Raw genomic sequence first — 20,270 nt, forward strand, 5'->3', positions numbered from 1 at the left:
CCGCGCAAAAAGAGCACGTACATCCAATTTTTCCCACCCTGGCCCCGTCACTATCGAATCAAGTTCCGGCGCTTCGACGCCGGTCGTTTTTCAATTGTGCGGGGCGGTCATGATTGTTTCGCGTTGGGATGAACGGGCCAGGGACGTCGGGCTGCTTTTCTTGCGGGTCAGCGCGGCGTTGTTCCTGTTGTGGGTGCATGGTTTGCCGAAGTTGCTCAACTACGCTGTCGAGTTGCAGCGCATCGAAGACCCGTTCCACCTGGGGGCGAATCTCACGCTGATGCTGGCGATTTTTGCCGAAGTGCTGTGCCCGTTGCTGATCGTCGCCGGGGTGCTGGTGCGTCTGGCCTGTCTACCTATTCTATTTGTGCTGCTGGTGGCGTTGCTGATCGTGCATCCGCAATGGAGCTTGGCCGAAGGCCAGTTCGGCTGGCTGCTGTTGATTCTGTTCACCAGCATCCTCATCGCCGGGCCGGGGCCGCTGGCGTTCAATCACCGATTTTCCGGAGCCTTTCGTTATGCCTGAATCCAATTTGCTCGACACACCTGTGCGCGGTTTCGAAGAGGTTGTGACGCTGATCATCAAGCACCGGGTCAAGGCCGGGTTTGAAGCGCCTTACGAAGCCTGGCTGCGCAACATTGTCCGAGTGGCCGGGCAGTGGGACGGGCACTTGGGGGTGGACGTGGTTCGTGGCAAGAACGCCGGCCTCGACACCTACACCTGCGTCTTGCGGTTTTGCTCCACCGAGGCGATGCAGCGCTGGCTCGACTCGGAGCAGCGTCAGGCGCTGATCAGCGAAGCCACACCCATGCTGGCCGACGGCGACCAGACCGAAGTCAACCCGCTGAACGAATTCTGGTTCGCTCCAGCGTCCGAAGCGGGCTCGCCGCCGCCACGCTGGAAGCAGGCCGTGGTGACGTTGTTGGTGATTCTGCCGCACACCTTGCTGGTGCCGCTGCTCTGGGGGCCGCTGTTGAAGCTCAATGCCTGGCTCTCCAACTACGTGGTCGCGACATTCCTGATCACCCTGACCATCGTGCTGTCGGTGGTGTACCTGTTCATGCCAATGGCAACGCGTCTGTTCGCGCCTTGGCTGTCCTCTTCCACTCAGACCAAGGAAACGCGATGAACGCCGATCTGATTCTGTTCAATGGCCAATTTCATACCGTTGACCGTGAGAAGCCCCTCGCCAGCGCGGTGGCCATCAGCGACGGCCGCTTCGTCGCCGTTGGCAGCGATGCCGAAGCCATGGCCCTGCGCGGTTCGGCCACGCAAGTGATCGACCTCAAGGGGCGCTGCGTCATTCCGGGCCTCAACGACTCGCACTTGCACCTGATCCGTGGCGGCCTGAACTACAACCTCGAACTGCGCTGGGAAGGTGTGCCGTCCCTGGCCGATGCCTTGCGCATGCTCAAGGACCAGGCCGATCGCACGCCGACGCCGCAGTGGGTGCGGGTGGTGGGGGGCTGGAACGAATTCCAGTTCGCCGAAAAGCGCATGCCGACCCTGGCAGAACTCAACCAGGCTGCGCCGGACACCCCGGTGTTCGTGCTGCACCTGTACGACCGAGCCTTGCTCAACCGTGCCGCGTTGCGCGTCGCCGGCTACACCCGCGATACGCCGAACCCGCCGGGCGGCGAGATTGTCCGGGATGCCAATGGCGAGCCGACCGGCATGCTGGTGGCACGACCCAACGCGATGATTCTGTACTCGACGCTGGCCAAGGGGCCCAAGTTGCCACTGGAGTATCAGGTCAACTCGACACGCCAGTTCATGCGTGAGCTCAACCGCCTGGGCCTGACCAGCGCCATCGATGCCGGCGGTGGTTTCCAGAACTACCCGGACGATTACCAGGTCATCGAGCAGTTGGCCAAGGATGAGCAACTGACCGTGCGCATCGCCTACAACCTGTTCACCCAGAAGCCCAAGGAAGAACTGACCGACTTCAAGAACTGGACCAGCAGCGTGACCCTGCACCAGGGCGACGATTACCTGCGGCACAACGGCGCCGGGGAAATGCTGGTGTTCTCGGCGGCGGATTTCGAGGACTTTCTCGAACCGCGTCCGGACCTGCCGCAAACCATGGAAGACGAACTCGAACCGGTGGTGCGCCATCTGGTCGAGCAGCGCTGGCCGTTCCGTCTGCACGCCACCTACAACGAATCCATCAGCCGCATGCTCGACGTGTTCGAGAAGGTCAACCGCGACATCCCGTTCAACGGTTTGCCCTGGTTTTTCGATCACGCCGAAACCATCACCCCGCAGAACATCGAGCGGGTGAGGGCGCTGGGGGGCGGCATTGCGATTCAGGATCGCATGGCGTTCCAGGGCGAATATTTCGTCGAGCGCTACGGCGCCAAAGCCGCCGAAGCTACGCCGCCGATCAAACGCATGCTGGCCGAAGGCGTGCCGGTGGGCGCCGGCACCGATGCGACGCGGGTGTCGAGCTACAACCCGTGGACTTCGCTGTACTGGATGGTCAGCGGCCGCACGGTCGGTGGCATGGAGTTGCATGCCGAAGGCCTGTCACGCCTGACCGCCCTGGAACTGTTCACCCACGGCAGCGCCTGGTTCTCGTCCGAACAGGGCAAGAAGGGCCAGATCAAGGTTGGGCAATTGGCGGACGTGGCGGCGTTGAGCGCGGACTTTTTCAGCGTCGACGAAGAAGCGATCAAGTGGATCGAGTCGGTGCTGACCGTGGTCGGCGGCAAGGTGGTGTACGCCGCCGGTGATTTCGAAAAACTCGGGCCGGCCAGTGTGCCGGTGCTGCCGGACTTGTCGCCGGTGGTGAAAGTGCCGGGGCACTGGCGGCCGAACTCGCCCTTGCAGGCGCAGGTTCACCAGTGCGGCGGGCCTTGCAAGGTGCACTCCCACAGCCATGAGCGGGCGCGACTGTCGAATGCGCCGGTGAGTGATTTCGCCGGTTTCTGGGGCGCCTTCGGCTGCTCGTGCTTTGCCTTCTGACGAATACAAAAAAGCGCCGGCCCGATGGCCCGGCGCTACCTGCAATAACCATCCTCCAAGGAGTTTCTTATGAGCAACGTTCCGTACAAACGCCTGAACAAAGACGATGCCGTTGTACTGCTGGTTGACCACCAGACCGGCCTGATCTCGCTGGTGCAGGATTTCTCGCCCAACGAATTCAAGAACAACGTGCTGGCCCTGGGTGACATCGCCAAGTTCTTTAAACTGCCGACCATCCTCACCACCAGTTTCGACAGCGGCCCGAACGGCCCGATCGTGCCGGAGCTCAAGGCACAATTCCCCGACGCGCCGTTCATTGCGCGCCCGGGCCAGATCAACGCCTGGGACAACGAAGACTTCGTCAAGGCAATCAAGGCCACCGGTCGCAAGCAATTGATCATCGCCGGTGTGGTGACCGACGTGTGCGTGGCGTTCCCGACCCTGTCGGCCATCGCCGAAGGCTTTGAGGTGTTTGTGGTGACCGACGCTTCCGGCACCTTCAACACCACCGTGCAACAGGCCGCCTGGGCACGCATGTCGGCTGCCGGTGCACACCTGCTGAACTGGTTCTCGGTGGCGTGCGAGCTGCAGGGCGACTGGCGCAACGACATGGAAGGCCTGGCCAACCTGCTGTCCGAACGCCTGCCGAACTACCGCAACCTGATCAACAGCTATACCAAGTTCACTGCCAAATAAGCCGTCTCACTGACACCGCGAAATGCCCGCCGTTGCGGGTAATGCTGTCCTGTAGGAGCGAGCTTGCTCGCGATGGTCGTTAACGATAACGCGTGTTTACTGGCTAAACGCGGTGTTCTCGAGTCCATCGCGAGCAGGCTCGCTCCTACAGTGGTTCAAACATCGCACCAACGCGCGGGCATTTTTGCCTCAACGTTTTTGCAACCAGCCGAGAAAACCGCCTTTCTTGACCGCCACCGGTTTGCTCATCAACGCCAGACGACTGTTCTGCTCCCGCACAGCTTGCAACTTGTTCAACGCCTGGCCGACTTCGCTGCGCTGTTCCATGCAGTGGCGGGTGAGGGATTTGTCGAGGCGGTAAATGATGCACGAGGTCAGGGTGGTGAACGTGGCTTGCGAGGGGGTGTCGGCGAGGATGCTTTGTTCGCCCATGACCTCGCTCGGTCCCATCCGGCCGGCTTCGGTTTGACCCGCGCCGTCGGGCACCGAAGCGCTGACGACACCGGTGGCAATCACATACAAGTAGTCGGGCACTTCGCCCAGTCCCAGCACTACCTGACCGGCTGCGTACTGTTGCGCGGTCATGGACTGCGCCAATTGATCGCGTTCGTCTTCACCCAGCGAACGGAAAATCTTCACCTCGTCGAGCAAGGCTCGCGCCCGTGTCGAAGGCTCGATCACACCGTCGAGCTGCCGGGAAATGCCGGCCGCTTCCAGGTGTCGATGGGCCAGGTCGAACAACTGATTGCGCACTTCGCTTTTTTTGCCGAGCTCGGCGATGAAACCGCTGGCCACATACTCGGACAGGGTTTCGCCGGCCTCCTTCAAAACCGCTTTGGGTGCCGGGTTCAAGAGCAGGCTGCTGCTGCCTTGAAGCGTACGGTCCAGCGCGTCGAGGACTCGACGCGGACGAATGTGGTTAGGCACTTGAATGCTGATCGACACCCCGTGCATGTTGCTCGGGCGACTGAGGTTGACGATCTTGGCCTTGGCCGCCACCGAGTTCGGCACCACGGCGGTACTGCCGGCGCTGGTGAGCAGGTGGGTGGCGCGCCAGTCAATGTCCAGCACCTTGCCCTCGACGCCGTCGATCGATATCCAGTCATCCACCTGATACGGCTTGGTGGTGTTGAGCACGATGCCGGAAAACACATCGCTCAGGGTGCTCTGCAACGCCAGGCCGACCACGATGGCCACCACCCCGGAGGTCGCCAGCAGCCCTTTTACCGGCAACTCCAGCACATAGCCCGCTGCGGCGACTATCGCGGCCAGAAACACCAGCGCGCCGATGACATCCTGCAACAGCCGGCCGCTGTGACCGATGCGCCGCATCAGCACCAGGCCAATGACTTCGGTGAGCACCCGCGCCGCGTACAGCCACCAGAGAATCCCCAGGGCCGTGGCCCCCAGTTGCGCCACGCGATCATCGGCGAACAACGGTGCCTGCAACGGGCTGACGCCTGCATTGATGATGAGCGTGCTGAAGACCAGGAACAGGCCGGTGCGCCAGCCGATTTGAGTGACGCGATGCTTGAACGGTGCGAGATGCCAGAGCAGTGCATCGATCACCAGCAACAGGGCGCTCCAGGACAGCAGGTGAGCCAGGAGAAAGGACATGGGCAAACTCCATTTAAAAAGGTTCTTCACGGAATTCCGGAATACAAAGCTAATGCAATACCTGTAGGAGCCAGCCTGCTGGCGATGGTCGTGAACGAAAACGCGGGGAACCTGACGCCCCGCGGTGTTCTCCAGCTCATCGTCGGAACGCCGCCCGGAGCAGGCTCGCTCCTACAACATTGGTTCGAAGGCAGACTTTTTACAGGACTCAGTTCAAGTGTGTCTTGAGCTCCAGTGCTGCCTGGCGCACCGCTGCCTGGACTTCCGGAATCTGGCTCAGCGGATTCAACAGGCCGAAGTCGTGGATCATGCCGTTGTAGCGCACCGCCGTGACCGGCACGCCCGCCGCGTCGAGGTGACGGGCATAGGCTTCGCCTTCGTCGCGCAAGACGTCGAATTCGGCTGTCTGCACCAGGGCGGCCGGCAAGCCTTTGAGCTGTTCGGCGCCGGCCTTGAGTGGCGAGGCGTGGATCTGCGCACGTTCGGCCTTGTCGGTGGTGTAGTTGTCCCAGAACCACTGCATCATGCCCTTGGTCAGGAAGTGACCCTCGGCAAATTGCCGATACGAGCCAGTGTCGAACTGCGCGTTGGTCACCGGCCACATCAACAGCTGGAAGCGCAGTGCCGGGGTTTTCTGTTCCTTGGCCATCAGGGCAACGACTGCGGCCATGTTGCCGCCGACGCTGTTGCCGGCCACGCCCAGACGCTGGCCATCGACGCCGATTTCCTTGCCGTGCTCGGCCACCCAACGGGTCGCGGCGTAGGCCTGGTTGATCGCGGTCGGGTAATGCGCTTCGGGCGATGGTGTGTAATCGACATACACCGCGACGGCACCGGAACCCACCACCAGATCGCGAATCAGCCGCTGGTGCGTCGGGAAGTCGCCCAGTACCCAGCCGCCACCGTGGAAGAACATGAACACGGGCAACTCACCGTTGACCTTGGCCGGGCGCACGACTTTGAGGTTGAGGGTCTGGCCATCGACCTTGATCGCCCGGTCGCTCACCTCGACACCGGACAGGTCCACTTTCACCGAGGCCTGGGCGCCGGTCAGCACCGCACGGGCCTCTTTCGGGCTCAGTTGTTCCAGCGGTTTGCCACCCCCGGCAGCGAGGGCTTCGAGGAAGGCCTGGGTGTTGTGTTCGACGCCGGGGCTGCCTGCGGCGAATGCATTGCCGATGGACAGGGCGAGGAGGGAAGCGGTCAGGGTTTTCTTGACGATGTTCATGGCAAATCCTTTTAAGTGCTTGGACGTTGTGTACCTGGGTTTCAGGTTGCTGTTGGCTGTTTGATTCAGGCCTCAGCAACACCGTGAGCACAGATTAATAGGGTGCCTAAACGGGAAAAAGCCGCTATAAAGTGTTTGACTGTCAACCGGGATGTGACAATGAACCCCTTCGAAGATATGCGTATTTTTTGCCAGGTGATGGACTCCGGCAGCTTCACGGCCGCTGCCGATCAACTGGGGCTGTCCAAGCAATTTGTCAGTCGGCGCTTGATGCAACTCGAAGAGCGCCTTGGCGTGCGATTGCTCAATCGTTCGACCCGGCGCCTGGACGTCACGCCCCTGGGGCAGAGTTATTACGAATCGGCCCTGCGCTTGCTGAACGAGGTCGAGCAAGTGGAGCAGGGCATCGCCGGCCAGACCACCGAACCGCGCGGCACCCTTCGCGTCAGTGCGCCGCTGTCCTTTGCCCTGGCCCATCTGGGGTGCTTGCTGCCGGTGTTTTTGCAGCGCTACCGCGAGGTCACGGTGGAAGTGGACTTGAGTGACCGGCCGGTGGACCTGCTGGGCGAGGGCTACGACCTGGCGCTGCGCATTGGCATTCTCGAAGACTCGACGCTGATCGCCCGCCGCATCGCCTCCATCCAGCGAGTGTATTGCGCCAGCCCGGCTTACCTGAGTGAGCGCGGCACGCCGCTCAAGCCCGAAGACTTGCACAACCATGACTGCCTGCCTTATGGCCACGGCCGTCAGGTGCAATGGCGTTTCGCAGGGCAGGGCAAGCCGCTGGCCGTCAACGTCACCGGGCGCATGCGGGTCAACAACGGCGAGTTGCTCAAGGACGCAGCGATTGCGGGGATGGGCATCACGTACCTGCCGACCTTCATTGTCGGTTCGGCATTGAAGGACGGGCGGCTGGTGTCGGTGCTGGATGAGTTTCGACCCGAGCCCCTGACCCTGTCGGCGGTGTACCCGCAACACCGCCAGTCATCGCGACCGGTGCAGGCGTTGATCGAGTTTTTGCGCGAGCGGCTGGATCAGAGTGATGGCGGCGGGCCATTCAAAATGGATGGTGACTGAGCCACCGCTTTCGCTGCGATGCGGCGGCCCGACAAGCCAGCTCCCACAGATCGTATGTTGATGAGTGAAGGTCAGGTCCGTTTGTCATCGCCTGCTTCGCCACCCACATGTACGCCGCGATCATCCCCGACTTCGCCAGCACGATGGACTCCGCGATCGTCCCCGACTTCGCCGGCACGATGGACTCCGCGGTCGTCACCTACCTCGCCGGCACGATGAACGCCGTGGTCATCGCCCGGTTCTGCGTGACTGCTGTTGCGTCCCGAGCCGGAGGAGGCTGTGCTGCCGCTGTGCCCCGAAGCATGGTCGCTGCCGCTGTTGCCGCTGTTGCCGCTGCTGCCACTTCCACCGTGACCATTGCCGCTTCCACCACTTCCGCCGCCACCACCACCGTGGCCGCCACCGTTACCACCACCGCCGCCACTTCCGCCACCGCCGCCACCACCGTGGCCACCACCACCACCGCCGCCACTACCGCCACCACCGTGGCCTCCACCGCCACCGCCACCACCATGGCCGCCGCCACCTCCACCACTCCCCCCTTCTTTTGCGTGAGCGCTCGAAACCCCGGACAGGTTGTCCGGAATCAGTACGGTAGATGCCGACAGAACTGCGCCAATTGCAACAGCCAGCATAAGCTTGTTCATGTGCATATCGATCTCCGTCTTCTTCAGGTGGAACGTTGATAAACAATGCAATGCATTGCTTTATTCAGCAGGAACCGTCGATAAACACCTCAACGTCCGGCTTTATTCATTTGCAACGTCGATAAATCGTTCATCGCGCTGCCAGACCCGACGCCAGGGCTCAGTGAATGCTCGAGGCCAGTTCGAAAATGGGGATGTACATCAGGATCACGATCACCCCGATCAACAGGCCGATGAAAGTCATCAGCAAGGGTTCGAACAAGCGCACGAACCATTCGATCCAGCGGCTGATTTCTTCGTCGTAGAAGTCGGCGCTGCGCTCCATCATTTGCCCGAGATTGCCGGACTGTTCACCGGCACGCAGCAGGCGCAGGGACACCGGGGTCACCAGATGATTGAGCTCCAGCGCCGTCGACAGCGATTGCCCTTCGCGTACCCGCTCGCACGCCTGGTCCAGGCGTGTGCGCGAAGCCACCGTGAGCAGGCCACGGACCATGCCCATGGCGGTGACCAGGGGAATGCCGCCTTGCAGGAGGATCCCCAGGGAGCGATAAAAACGCGCCAGTTCGTACATGAAAATGCGCTGGTGCACCGCCGGAAGTTTTTCGATCAGGTGGTCCACGCCCCGGCGAAAGGCCGGTTGGCGCTTGAGCAACACCAGGACGACGATGATGGCCAGCAAGGCGCCGAAGAACTCGCCCTGGTGGGCGTGCAGGAACATGCCGCTGCTCATCAGGATCTGCGACAGCCACGGCAGGTTTGACCCCAGTCCTTCAAACACCAGACTGAAGCGCGGCACCACATAGCCCATCAGGAACAGCACCACGCCACCCCCGACCACCAGCAACAGCATGGGGTAGATCGAGGCGCTGATGATCTTCTGGCGGACCTCGTCCATGCGCTGGCGATAGCTGACATAGCGGCCCAGGGCTTCGCCGACGGCGCCGGTCTTCTCGCTGGACTGCACCAGGGCCACGTACAACGGCGGGAACACCGCCGACAACTGGGCCAACGCCTGGGAAAACGACTTGCCTTCATAAAGCAGGCGCACCAGCTCGCTCAGGGTCTTGCGGGCCTGGGGCGCGGTTTCTTTTTCCGCCAGGCTTTCGAGGGCATCGATCAACGGCAGGCCGGCATTGAGCAAGGTGGTCAGTTCCTGGCTGAACAACACCAGGTTGAACGTCTCGCGCTGCTTCAGGCGCAGCGCCCGCCAATGACGTTCGGCGTGCAGGCTGACCACCCGCAGGCCCTGGTCTTCGGCGATGCGCCGCGCCTCGCTGTGACCCGGTGCCTCGACGGTCATGGAAACCACGCCGGCCTTGCCGACGGCTTTGAGATGAAAACGCAGGGTGGCCATGTCCGTCACTGCCAACTGGTGACTTCAGCGTTCTCGCCTTCGCCGCCGGGTTGACCGTCCTTGCCCATGGACAGCAGGTCGTACTCGCCGTTTTCGCCAGGGTAGCGGTAGCTGTAGTTACGGCCCCACGGGTCCTGCGGCAGCTTTTTCTGCAGGTACGGACCGGTCCAGTGGGGCTCGTCACTGGGCGCGGTGACCAGCGCCTGCAAACCCTGTTCGGTCGACGGGTAATGGCCGACCTCGAGTCGATACAAGTCCAGTGCCTTGCCCAGTCCTTCTATCTGCGCCTTGGCCACCTTCACTTCGGAGCGGCCCAACTGAGCGAAATATTTCGGCGCGACGATGCCGGCCAACAACCCCAGCACCACCAGCACCACCAACAATTCGAGCAGAGTGAAGCCGCGTTGGGCACGCGGGGCGAAACACAGTCGCTGATTCATGATGACCTCACACAGTCGGCAGAAGGGTCGCAACAGGGCCTTATGCAATTGCCATGCAAAGGGTTGGTCAAGGCTTGGGCATCTCCCTGTAACCCGCATGCCACGGGCTTCTGCGCTTTCGGCACAGTGCTTGCGTATGGCTGATTCACGACTGGTCATTGGGGCATAACCCCCATTTTTCGGGGCCGGGCAGGGGAGGCGGAACAATGAAAACACTCACCACGGGAATGCTCGGCTGCCTGCTGCTGGCGGGCGTCGCTCAAGCCGATGTGTTCGTGTCCACGGATGCCAGGGGCAACTTCGTCCTGTCCAATGTCCACCGCCCCGGCCGGCACTATGAACGGGTCATTCACGAGCCCTCGGCGGCGGTGGTCAGCCTCGATCAACAGCCGCAGATGATTGCCGCGCAACCCTACGCCGAGCTGGTGTCGGCGGCGGCCACGGCCAACCAATTGCCGGCCGCGCTGCTGCACGCGGTGATCAAGACCGAGTCGGCCTACAACCCCAGTGCGGTGTCCGCCAAGGGGGCCGGTGGCCTGATGCAGTTGATGCCCGACACGGCCCGCGAGATGGGCGTGACCGACGTCTACGACCCCAAGGCCAACATCCAGGGCGGCGCCCGTTATCTCAAGCGGCTGATGACCCTGTTCGACAACGACATCGCCCTCGCCGTGGCCGCCTACAACGCCGGGCCGCAAGCGGTGCTCAGCCGTGGCGGCGTAATCCCGCCGTTCGCCGAAACCCAGCGTTATGTGCCCAGCGTGCTGCGCCAGTACCGGCGTTTGCAGGGCTTGTCGGCCGACGCCCCGTTGTGAACGTAAGCCGTGGGGTGGTTTTCCCCAACATTGGGGCAGGGTGGCCCCGGCGAAAAAGTGGGGAATAAGTGGGGAATTATCCCCCGATGTATCAAGTGATAATCGTAACTAGCTGAAAAATAAACGTAATTTTTATGGCATGCAGATTGCTCAACGGAGTTGTCGAGAATTATTCCCTGTGAGCACCCACAGCGAGGCCCGTGATCATGACCGGCATTTTCCACGTTCCATCCGTCTTTCATTTGTTGCTGCTGGTGGCCTCGATGTTCGGTGTCGAGTTGGCCGAAGCGGCTGCGCGCTGTGAGCGCAATCTGGTGGCCAACGTCGTGGCGCTGGATCAGCCGCTGATGTTCAACCGCCTCGGTGCGCAAAACGTCAACGGCATGATGTTCGCCCTGCGTCGCGATGTGGTCGATGACCACGAGATCTCCCTGGCACAGGGCGGTGCCGCGGTGCCGGGCAAGGTGTCGCTGCGCCCCGACAAGCGTCCGCGTCCGCTGGTATTGCGGGTCGCCGCCGGCGATTGCCTGACCATCAACCTGCAGAACCTCCTGGCCTATCAGGCCAACCCCGGTTCGCACGAAAATGGCGGCGTGGAGGGCGAAGTCGAAGTCGGCAACGAAAATGCGTTCAAGGTCGATGAACAGGTCTCTGACCGCCATGTCGGTTTCCAGGTCAACGGCATGCAAGCGGTCAACACCATCGACGACATCGCTTCGTATACCGGACGCAACGCCAACACCTTGATCCCGCCCGGTGCCACGCGCAGCTACACCTTGTATGCCGAGCGTGAAGGTGCATTCGCCGCCAGCAGCCGTGGCGCGACCTTCGGTGGCGAAGGGGCGGCCGGCAACGTGGCCAACGGGCTGTTCGGCGAAGTGGTGGTGGTGCCCAAGGGTGGTCGCACCTACCGCAACACCGTGACTGAAGAAGAGATGCGCCTGGCCACCACCGGGCGCACCCCGGCCGGCCAGCCGATTGTCGATTACCAGGCGCGCTACCCGCAGCGCCAGCCCTGGATAGGTGAAGGCAAGGCCGGCACGCCGATCATCAACATGGTCGACGGCAACGAAATCATCTCCAGCGAAAGCGACGCCATTGTCATGGGCAGCAACGCCGACGGCAGCTTCCCGCCCTCGACCTATCCGCTGGAATCGGTGGGCAAACGCAACCCGGCGCTGCCCAATCGTCTGGAGCCGTTCCGCGACTTCGCTTCGCAATTCCAGGATGAAACCGCCGCGACCCAGGCGTTTCCAGGCTACTGGGCCGACCCGGTCATGGCCCACGTGCTGGAGCCGACCCGCGATGGCTTCATGATCAACTACGGATCCGGCGGCATGGGCGCCGAGGTGGTGGCCAACCGACTGGGCGTGGGGCCGATGCATGATTGCCTGTCCTGTGCCTATGAAGAGTTCTTCCTCAGCGCTCACACCGTCGGCGACGTGGCGATGCTGGTGGACGTACCGGCCAACGCCGGACTGGAAAACATCCGTCCCGGTGAAGTGCCCAAGGCCGATCAGGTCGGGGTCAAGGCCACCATGGCGCTGTATCCGTCCGAGCCGTCCAACGTCAACCACAGCTACATCGGCGACTTCGTCAAATTCCGCAACACCCACAACGGCCATGAGCAGCACATCTTCCACCTGCACGGGCATCAGTGGCTGTTCAACCCCAACGACGACAACTCCGACTACGTGGACGCCCAGGGCATCGGGCCGGGCGCCGGCTACACCTATGAAATCGCCAACGGCGGTTCGGGCAACCGTAACCGGGTAGCGGGCGATGCGATCTATCACTGCCACTTCTACCCGCACTTCGCCCAAGGCATGTGGAGCATGTGGCGGGTCCATGACGTCTTTGAAGAAGGCACCAAACTCGAAGTCTCGCAACAGGGCGCCGACGGTTACCACAGCGAACCCTATGCCCTGCGCAGCGGTAAACCGGCAGCGGGTGCACGGGCGTTGCCCGATGGTGAGATTGTGGCCGGCACGCCGATTCCGGCGGTGGTACCGCTGCCGGGCAAAGCCATGGCGCCGATGCCGGGCAAAGTCGCGGTCGTACCGAAAATCAGCGAGTCCCTGGTGGCCGCCAATGACGATGACGACGATGAAGAGGGCGACGATGACAGCGGGCATCATGGCGGTAGCGCCCAGGCGATTGGCTCGCTGGCGCTGGTGGATCGCAGCGAAGCCAACCGCAATGCCGACGGCAGCCTGAAAAACCCGGGCTATCCCTTCTGGATCGGCGGCATGGAAAGTTCGGTCGGCCAACGCCCGCCGACCCCACCGCTGGACATGCTCGACGCCGCCAAGGCCCAAGCCTTGAAGTCGAGTGGCAATGCCTTGTGGGCCAACCTCGACCCGGCTCAGTCCGGTGGCTGGGATGGCGGCCTGGGGCGTCACTCGCTGGACGGTTTCGCCTCCGGCGGCGAGGCGCACACGGTGACCACGTCCCTGGATTTCTCCAAGGAAGTGACCCGCGCCAAACCGCTGTACCTGCCCGAAGAAGGCACCGAAGTCGAACAGGCGGCCATGGCGTTCCACGCCAAAAAAGACCACCCCAGTTTCGCCGTGCTGCCGGGCAACCAGGTGGTGGCGCGCAACTTCCGCACCAACGGCGCGCTGCCGATGGCGGGCGCACCGTACTACGAACCGTGCATGGATGACCGGGCCAAGCGCCTGACCAGCAGTGCCGGCAGCGGTGAGTTCAACAGCGGTGAGCGGATCGACGGCATGTCGTTCAGCGGTGCCTCGACCTTCACCGCCGACCGTCCGCGCATCTACAAGGCGGCGAACATCCAGTTCGACGCGGTGTACAACAAAGTCGGCTACCACTTCCCGCAGGCGCGCATTCTCGCGCTGTGGGAAGACGCCTGGCCGGTGATCACCAAGCAGCGTCCGCCAGAGCCGCTGGTGATGCGCATGAACACCTTCGATTGCGTGCAGTACCAGCAAACCAACCTGGTGCCGGCCATCTATGAGATGGATGACTATCAGGTGCGCACACCGACCGACGTGATCGGCCAGCACATCCACCTGCCGAAATGGGACCTGACGGCGGCCGACGGTTCGGCCAATGGCTGGAACTACGAGGACGGCATCCTTTCCCCGGGTGCCGTGCAGGAACGCATCCATGCCATTCGCCAGTTCAACCAGTGCGAAGGGACCGACCCGCGCGACGGCACGGCCGCGTGCCCGAAAGCCAAGGTGCACCCGTACTTCGGCCAATACGGCCGGGCCGACTGGGTCGGTGCGCGTACGGCGATGCAACGCTGGTTCGTCGATCCGGTGGTGAACACCAAGGGCGTCGACCGTGGCCTGGGCACCATCTTCACCCACGACCACCTCGGCCCATCGACGCACCAACAGATCGGCCTGTACGCCACCGTGCTGGCCGAACCGGCCGGTTCCACCTGGTTCCACGCCGAAACCGGCGAGCCGTTGTACAGCGGCGCGCGGCAGGACGGTGGGCCGACGTCGTGGCAAGCGGTGATCTCTACCGGCGACCTGGACGGTGACGGCAAGAACGACAGCTTCCGTGAGTTCTTCCTCGAATACAGCGACTTCCAGCACGCCTATGAAGCCGGGGTGTACGTGGGCGCCGGTCCCAATGGCATTCCTGACGCGCAAAGCTTCCCGGCCACCGCCGACAGCTTCCGCTACGCGATCAATCCGCCGGTGCGCAAGGAAGCCGAAACCTTGCTTGAGCAGGTGGTCGAAGCCCGTGGCGGTCTGATGCCAGGCTGCCCAAGCCGGCCTTGCCCGCAGGCAATCTCGGTCGATGACCCCGGTATGTTCGTGGTCAATTACCGCAACGAACCGCTGGCCCTGCGGGTGTACGACCCGAACAAGGTCGGCCCGGACGGCAAGCGCGGCATGCAGGCCGATGGCCTGGGCGGCGACCTGGCGTACGCCATGCAAAGCCGTACCGACCGTGCGATCCCGGCGATGAACCTGGCGCCGAACCTGATCACCGCGGCCACCGGTCCCACCGGCGGCACCACTTTGTTCCCGCCGCACATCAACAAGGGCGGCGCCGAACCGGGCGATCCGTTCACCCCGATGCTGCGCACCTACACGGGCGACAACGTGCGGCTGCGGGTGCATGCCGGCGGTCACGAAGAGGAGCACAACGTCACCCTGCACGGCGTGAAGTGGCTGCAAAGCGGTTCCGGCTTCGGCAACAGCTCCAACTCCGGCTGGCGCGCGTCGCAGATGATCGGGATCTCCGAGCAGATGGGCTTCATCGCGCCGGTGTCGATGCTCTCCAGTTCGGCGGCCACCACCGGTGACTACCTGTACTCGATGGACGCCTCGCTTGAGGGTTACTGGAGCGGAATCTGGGGCGTGATGCGCAACTACACGGCCCAGCGCAACGACCTGTTCGCGCTGCCGAACAACCCGAAACCGGCCGGCATGCGCAACACCGTGGCCTTCGATGGCACCTGCCCACGGTACGGCGCCAACCCCAACGGCATCGGTACCCGGCCGACCCCGCAACGCAACTATGAAGTGGTCGCGGCCCTGGCCAACGACATCCTCGGCAACCCACTGGGGCTGGCCATCGGCGACTCGGCGGGGCTTGGGCAACACGTCGGCGGGCCGTTGAATCCGGCCGGTGGCACCCTGGTCTTCAACTCGCGGGCGGTGAGCATTCCACAAGTCACCGTGACCGACCCTGAAGACGGTCTGACCTTCACCATCGGCGGGCAAAGCGGGCCGTTGCATGACCCGACCGCGATCCTCTATGTGCGCAAGGCCGACCTCGATCCGGTCACCGGCAAACTCAAACCCGGCGTGCCGGTGGAACCGCTGGTGCTGCGTGCGGCGGCGGGTGACTGCATCAACATCACCCTGGAAAACCGCCTGCCCGGTGTGATGCCGGACCTGCCCCAGATGGCCACCGTGATGGGCATGGTCAAGCGTGACCGCAACGACGGCGAGGGTTCGACCACCTTCAGCAATAACCTGCTGCGGCCATCGAGCACCGTGGGCCTGCACGCGCAATTGCTGGCTTACGACATCACCAAATCCGACGGCACCAACGTCGGCACCAACCCGATCCAGACCGTGCCGCCACGGGTGGGCAACACCGGGCCGTACCCGACCCGTACCTATCAGTACTACGCCGGGCACCTGGAGCGTGAAGGCAAGCCGATCACCCAACTGGGCCGCAGTGTCGACAACATCAACGCCACGGCGGTGGAGTTCGGCGGGCTGAATATCACGCCGGCAGACGTGATCAAGCAGCCGCAAAAAGGCCTGGGCGGAGCGATGAGCATCCTGCCGGTCGGCGCCACCTGGACGGAGGACACACGCAAGGTCAATGCGACCGTCACTGCACCGGGGCAAACCCCTTATCGCGACTTTGCCATGGTCTGGCAGAAGGCCTTGAACATGCGCTGGGCCAATGGTCGTCCGGTGGAAGGCATAGCCTCGGAGGCGGGCGTGCCGACCGATCCACAGGACAACTCGAGCATGGCCATCAACTTCAAGACAGAGCCGATGTGGTACCGCTTCGGTCTGGCCCCGGATGCGCCGTTCGGCCACGCCGACGGTCATGGCTACGGCGATGTGCAGAACGCGCACATGGCCTTCAGCAACGCGTTGGTGGGTGGCGATCCGCAGACGCCGGTGCTGTACGTCAAACCGGGTCAACCGTTCCGCACGCACATCCTGATGCCGACCGGCGGCAGTCGCGGCACCACCTTCCAGCTCGACGGACACGTCTGGTCGGTCAACCCGTTCCTGTCGGAGAAGAGCGACACCGGTGGCTACCCGATGGGGACGCCTGGGGTGGGGTCGGTGCGGTTTGGCTACAACCCCATGTCGATGTACATCGGCGCCCACGAAAGCATCCTGCCGGCGGCGCACTTCAGCTTCATGCACCCGAGTGCCGGGGGCAGCAACGCAATCCCGGGTGATTACCTGTTCCGCGATTACGGTGCTTATGGCAACGCTGCCGGGCTGTGGGGATTGCTGCGGGTGACCAACGAACCGGAGCCGGCACCGGCGCCGTAGGCCCGGGAAACAACGCAACACCTGTGGGAGCGAGCCTGCTCGCGATGGCGGAGTGTCAGACACATGAATGTTGGATGTGCTGGCCTCTTCGCGAGCAGGCTCGCTCCCACAGGGGGCGATGAGGCAGACACAGATCTGAAGGGGAGTGTTGGCATGAACAGGACCATCAAATTCGCCAGCGGCGCGTTGATTGTCGGCGTGGCGCTGATCTGCCTCGGGGTATGGCGCACGTCACCTCCGGCCTTGCTCAGCGATGTTGCGTCGCCCGATGCCCGGAGCGGACAGTCGCTGGAGCGTGACGGCGTGTCGGTGGCGCTCGACGTCAAGCCGCTGGGCGCGGACGGCGTACTGCGCGAAGGGCAGTTTGCCGACGTGCAGTTCCGCATTACCGACAAGGCTTCCGGCCAACCCTTGGCGGGCGTTGCACCGGGCGCCTGGCTGGACCCGGAGACCGTTGCCGCCGACCAGGCCCAGGGCCGCGAACAGAGTTGCAAGGCGCGGGTCGGGGTGTTCCTCAAATCGAGTATCGGCGCGCGGCCCTTGCTCGATCTCAACAGCTACTTCCTCATGGTGATGAACCGCGATGCCAGCGTCTCGGTGGTCGATCCGTCGGTGTCGGTGGGTGGCATTACCAGTACCCTGGCGCGGATCGACATCAAGCAACCGCCGATGGACTGGGTCACCCCCAGGGATAACAAGCGGGTGTTCGTGTCGATGCCGACGGCGGGTGAAGTCGCAGTGATCGACAGCGAGCAATTCAAACTGGTGGACTCGGTGGCAGCCGGCAGCCACCCGGTACGTGTCGCGCTGCAACCGGACGAACGCCTGCTGTGGGTCGGCAACAACGCACCGGCAGCGGAGCAGTCCGGGGTCACGGTGATCGACACCCACAGCCTGAAAACCCTCAAGCACCTGGCTACGGGGGGCGGCCATCACGAAATCGCCTTCAGCAAGGACAGCCGTTTCGCCTTCGTCACCAATCGCGACGACGGCACTCTGAGCATCATCGATGTCGCCAGCCTGACCATCATCAAACAACTCAAGACCGGCTCGCACCCGTTGTCGGTGGTGTACTCGCCGCTGTCCGGCGCAGCCTATGTGGCGGATGGCCGGGACGGCACCATTACCGTGGTGGATGCGCCGAGCCAGTCGGTGCGACGGGTGATCAAGGTCAAGCAGGGCCTCGGCCCGATGGGGTTCAGCGCCGACGGGCGTTTCGGCATCGTGCTCAATACCCTGGAGAACCAGGCCTCGGTGATCGACGCCGCCACCGACTCGTTGATCCATGAACTGGACGTGTCCGCCGAGCCCTATCAGGTGGTGTTCACCAAGGCCTACGCCTACATCCGCGGGCTGGCGTCGCCCAAGGTCACGATGATCAACCTGGCGTCACTCGGCGAAGGCCGTACGCCCATCAGCCAGGGCTTCGAAGCCGGGCCCCAGGCGCCGCGCCTGGCCGGTGACCTGCCACTGGCGGCGAGCCTGGCGGTATCACGGGACGACAACGCGGTGTTTGTGGTCAACCCGGTGGACAACACCACCTACTTCTACGCCGAAGGCATGAACGCCCCGATGTCCGGTTACCCCAATCGCGGGCAAGTGGCACGGGCGGCGCTGGTGATCGACCGCAGCCTGCGCGAAGTCGAGCCGGGGCTGTACAGCGCACGGATCAAGCTGCCGCCGGCCGGGCGTTTCGACGTGGCGTTCCTGCTCAATCAGCCGAACATCATCCATTGCTTCACCACCGTGGTCGAGGCCGACAAGAACCTCGATCACCTCGCTGGCGTGCCAAACGTGGAGTTCATGCTCGACACCTCCACCGCTGCTTTGGGCAGCCCGTATGTCGTGCGTTTCCGCATCGTCCAGGGCAAGCAGAAAACCGAACGCAGCGGGGTGAAGGACGTTCAGGTGCGCTACTTCCTGGCCCCGACTTCGCGGCCTCGGGAAGTCGCGGCCCTGGAAGTCGGCAACGGCGTGTATGAAGCCCCGGTCAACCTCAATCAACAAGGCGCCTGGTACCTGCACGTGCGTGCGGCGTCACTGGGGGCGAATTTCGGCGACCAGACCTTTGCCAGTGTTCGGGTGACCCCCGGCCAGACTCATTGAAGAGGACATCGACATGAACCGATTTGCACACCGTGGCCTGCTGACCTTCTGCCTGTTGGCTGTTGGCATCGGCCAGGCACTGGCCCACTCGGCGGACGAACATGCCGGTCACGACATGCAGCCCAAAAGCGTCAGCCCGGAGAGCACCCAGGTCAAATTCGCCGACGTGGCGCTGGTGGACCAGAACGGCCAAACCGTGCGCCTGGAAAAAGACCTGGTCAGCAACAAGATCGTGGTCATGAGCTTCATCTACACCAGCTGCACCACGGTCTGCCCGGTGGTGTCTTCGATCATGGGCAAGGTGCAGAAACAGCTCGGCGCGCGGGTCGGTACCGAGGTGCAACTGGTGTCGATCAGCATCGACCCGCAGCGCGATGACGCCAAGCGTCTGAACGACTATGCCCGTAGCTTCCAGAATGGCCCGGGCTGGAGCTGGCTGACCGGCACCACGCAGTCGGTCAACGAAACCCTCAAGGGCCTGGGCACCTTCAGCGGCGACTTCAAGAACCATGCGCCGTTGATTCTGGTCGGCGATGGCAACAGCCGTCACTGGACGCGTTTTTACGGTTTCACCGACCCGACGGTGCTGAGCCGTGAAGTCGAGAAACTCAGCGGTCAGCGCAATGCCCACGCCAAGCACACGGCCGTCGCCATGGAGCATCAGCCATGAGAACCCTCGACCGCATGGCCCTGAGCGCCTGCCTTTGCCTGTTCAGTGCGCTGGCCTTGGCCCACGAAGGCCATCAAGAACCGGCACCCGCGGCGGCTGTAGCCGCGGCGCAACCGGCGGGCGGCACCCGCGACGCGAAAACCTGGTTCACCGACACGCCGTTGCAAGACCAGAACGGCAACACCCTGCGCTTCTACAGCGACGCGCTGCAGAACCGGGTGGTGCTGCTCAACGTGATTTTCACCCGTTGCACCGACGCCTGCCCGCTGATCACCCAGAAGCTCAAGCAAGTACGCGAAGTGCTGGGCGACCAGGCGGACGGCATCACCTTTATTTCCCTTACCAGTGATCCGCTGCGGGACACCCCGGCGGTACTCAAGGCTTACACCTTGAAGCAGGGCGTCGATGGCCCCCACTGGCTTTTCCTTACCGGCGACAAGGCGCAGATGGACCTTGTCCTGGGGCGCATCGGCCAGATCGTGCCGACCCCCGAGCAGCACTCCACGCAGTTGATCGTCGGCGACGTGGCCAATAAGCGCTGGAGCAAAATCCGGCCCGATGCACCCGCCGCCGCCATTGCCCAGCGCTTGCAGTTGCTGACAATGCCTGTGGCCGGTCGCTGAGTCCGGGCC

At 63.2% G+C, this 20,270-nt stretch carries 15 protein-coding genes; 10 read left to right on the forward strand and 5 right to left on the reverse strand.

The features are described 5' to 3' along the window. Positions 1–109: 109 nt before the first annotated feature. From ACX3YF_RS19620 to ycaC, 4 genes are all read left to right on the forward strand, one after another. Positions 110–526: a DoxX family protein gene (locus ACX3YF_RS19620; RefSeq protein WP_130207898.1), complete on the forward strand. Its 417-nt coding sequence runs from the start codon at positions 110–112 to the stop codon at positions 524–526. Beyond that, positions 519–1,130 carry an antibiotic biosynthesis monooxygenase gene (locus ACX3YF_RS19625; RefSeq protein ID WP_458944803.1) on the forward strand — a complete coding sequence of 204 codons (612 nt, stop codon included), beginning with the start codon at positions 519–521 and terminating at the stop codon, positions 1,128–1,130. The genes ACX3YF_RS19620 and ACX3YF_RS19625 overlap by 8 nt, the downstream gene beginning before the upstream one ends. Next, positions 1,127–2,965, forward strand: a complete 1,839-nt coding sequence (locus ACX3YF_RS19630; RefSeq protein ID WP_458974123.1) for an amidohydrolase — start codon at positions 1,127–1,129, stop codon at positions 2,963–2,965. Before ACX3YF_RS19625 ends, ACX3YF_RS19630 begins: the two co-directional genes overlap by 4 nt. Positions 2,966–3,034: 69 nt before the next feature. Next, positions 3,035–3,661, forward strand: a complete 627-nt coding sequence (gene ycaC, locus ACX3YF_RS19635; RefSeq protein ID WP_095942850.1) for an isochorismate family cysteine hydrolase YcaC — start codon at positions 3,035–3,037, stop codon at positions 3,659–3,661. A gap of 189 nt (positions 3,662–3,850) precedes the next feature. Here ycaC and ACX3YF_RS19640 read toward each other — a convergent pair whose 3' ends face one another. Beyond that, entirely contained in the window at positions 3,851–5,278 is a 1,428-nt protein-coding gene (locus ACX3YF_RS19640) for a mechanosensitive ion channel family protein (protein WP_130207904.1), read from the reverse strand. Between the two features lie 208 nt (positions 5,279–5,486). Then, positions 5,487–6,506 carry an alpha/beta hydrolase gene (locus tag ACX3YF_RS19645; protein WP_458974124.1) on the reverse strand — a complete coding sequence of 340 codons (1,020 nt, stop codon included), beginning with the start codon at positions 6,504–6,506 and terminating at the stop codon, positions 5,487–5,489. Between the two features lie 159 nt (positions 6,507–6,665). On the opposite strand from ACX3YF_RS19645, the gene ACX3YF_RS19650 reads away from it, so the two are divergent. Next, positions 6,666–7,583, forward strand: coding sequence for a LysR family transcriptional regulator (locus ACX3YF_RS19650; protein WP_458974125.1), 918 nt, complete (start codon positions 6,666–6,668; stop codon positions 7,581–7,583). A 71-nt stretch (positions 7,584–7,654) separates the two neighbouring features. On the opposite strand, the gene ACX3YF_RS19655 is transcribed toward ACX3YF_RS19650, so the two are convergent. The 3 genes from ACX3YF_RS19655 to gspG all read right to left on the reverse strand — a co-directional run bounded on the left by ACX3YF_RS19655 (position 7,655) and on the right by gspG (position 10,027). Beyond that, positions 7,655–8,236, reverse strand: a complete 582-nt coding sequence (locus ACX3YF_RS19655) for a hypothetical protein (protein ID WP_458974126.1) — start codon at positions 8,234–8,236, stop codon at positions 7,655–7,657. A gap of 154 nt (positions 8,237–8,390) precedes the next feature. After that, positions 8,391–9,578, reverse strand: coding sequence for a type II secretion system F family protein (locus tag ACX3YF_RS19660; RefSeq protein WP_103406644.1), 1,188 nt, complete (start codon positions 9,576–9,578; stop codon positions 8,391–8,393). 14 nt (positions 9,579–9,592) lie between these two features. After that, entirely contained in the window at positions 9,593–10,027 is a 435-nt protein-coding gene (gspG, locus tag ACX3YF_RS19665) for a type II secretion system major pseudopilin GspG (protein ID WP_130211324.1), read from the reverse strand. A gap of 206 nt (positions 10,028–10,233) precedes the next feature. On the opposite strand from gspG, the gene ACX3YF_RS19670 reads away from it, so the two are divergent. From ACX3YF_RS19670 to ACX3YF_RS19690, 5 genes are all read left to right on the forward strand, one after another. Beyond that, a complete protein-coding gene (locus tag ACX3YF_RS19670; RefSeq protein WP_130211325.1) occupies positions 10,234–10,842 on the forward strand; it encodes a lytic transglycosylase domain-containing protein in 609 nt (202 codons plus the stop codon). A 206-nt stretch (positions 10,843–11,048) separates the two neighbouring features. Next, positions 11,049–16,862 (forward strand): manganese-oxidizing multicopper oxidase MnxG, encoded by a 5,814-nt coding sequence (gene mnxG, locus ACX3YF_RS19675; RefSeq protein ID WP_458974127.1) that lies wholly within the window; start codon positions 11,049–11,051, stop codon positions 16,860–16,862. A 153-nt stretch (positions 16,863–17,015) separates the two neighbouring features. After that, positions 17,016–18,968 carry a YncE family protein gene (locus tag ACX3YF_RS19680; protein WP_458974128.1) on the forward strand — a complete coding sequence of 651 codons (1,953 nt, stop codon included), beginning with the start codon at positions 17,016–17,018 and terminating at the stop codon, positions 18,966–18,968. A gap of 13 nt (positions 18,969–18,981) precedes the next feature. Further along, positions 18,982–19,638 (forward strand): SCO family protein, encoded by a 657-nt coding sequence (locus ACX3YF_RS19685; RefSeq protein ID WP_130211328.1) that lies wholly within the window; start codon positions 18,982–18,984, stop codon positions 19,636–19,638. Beyond that, positions 19,635–20,261 carry an SCO family protein gene (locus ACX3YF_RS19690; RefSeq protein ID WP_458944808.1) on the forward strand — a complete coding sequence of 209 codons (627 nt, stop codon included), beginning with the start codon at positions 19,635–19,637 and terminating at the stop codon, positions 20,259–20,261. Before ACX3YF_RS19685 ends, ACX3YF_RS19690 begins: the two co-directional genes overlap by 4 nt. Positions 20,262–20,270: the final 9 nt, after the last annotated feature.

Source organism: Pseudomonas fluorescens group sp. PF-69 (assembly GCF_054481235.1).

Bases quoted from the DNA above. Each gene is read 5' to 3' on its own strand.
- ACX3YF_RS19620 (WP_130207898.1), top strand. From the start codon at position 110: ATGATTGTTTCGCGTTGGGATGAACGGGCCAGGGACGTCGGGCTGCTT.
- ACX3YF_RS19625 (WP_458944803.1), top strand. From the start codon at position 519: ATGCCTGAATCCAATTTGCTCGACACACCTGTGCGCGGTTTCGAAGAG.
- ACX3YF_RS19630 (WP_458974123.1), top strand. From the start codon at position 1,127: ATGAACGCCGATCTGATTCTGTTCAATGGCCAATTTCATACCGTTGAC.
- ycaC (WP_095942850.1), top strand. From the start codon at position 3,035: ATGAGCAACGTTCCGTACAAACGCCTGAACAAAGACGATGCCGTTGTA.
- ACX3YF_RS19640 (WP_130207904.1), bottom strand. From the start codon at position 5,278: ATGTCCTTTCTCCTGGCTCACCTGCTGTCCTGGAGCGCCCTGTTGCTG.
- ACX3YF_RS19645 (WP_458974124.1), bottom strand. From the start codon at position 6,506: ATGAACATCGTCAAGAAAACCCTGACCGCTTCCCTCCTCGCCCTGTCC.
- ACX3YF_RS19650 (WP_458974125.1), top strand. From the start codon at position 6,666: ATGAACCCCTTCGAAGATATGCGTATTTTTTGCCAGGTGATGGACTCC.
- ACX3YF_RS19655 (WP_458974126.1), bottom strand. From the start codon at position 8,236: ATGCACATGAACAAGCTTATGCTGGCTGTTGCAATTGGCGCAGTTCTG.
- gspG (WP_130211324.1), bottom strand. From the start codon at position 10,027: ATGAATCAGCGACTGTGTTTCGCCCCGCGTGCCCAACGCGGCTTCACT.
- ACX3YF_RS19670 (WP_130211325.1), top strand. From the start codon at position 10,234: ATGAAAACACTCACCACGGGAATGCTCGGCTGCCTGCTGCTGGCGGGC.
- mnxG (WP_458974127.1), top strand. From the start codon at position 11,049: ATGACCGGCATTTTCCACGTTCCATCCGTCTTTCATTTGTTGCTGCTG.
- ACX3YF_RS19680 (WP_458974128.1), top strand. From the start codon at position 17,016: ATGAACAGGACCATCAAATTCGCCAGCGGCGCGTTGATTGTCGGCGTG.
- ACX3YF_RS19685 (WP_130211328.1), top strand. From the start codon at position 18,982: ATGAACCGATTTGCACACCGTGGCCTGCTGACCTTCTGCCTGTTGGCT.
- ACX3YF_RS19690 (WP_458944808.1), top strand. From the start codon at position 19,635: ATGAGAACCCTCGACCGCATGGCCCTGAGCGCCTGCCTTTGCCTGTTC.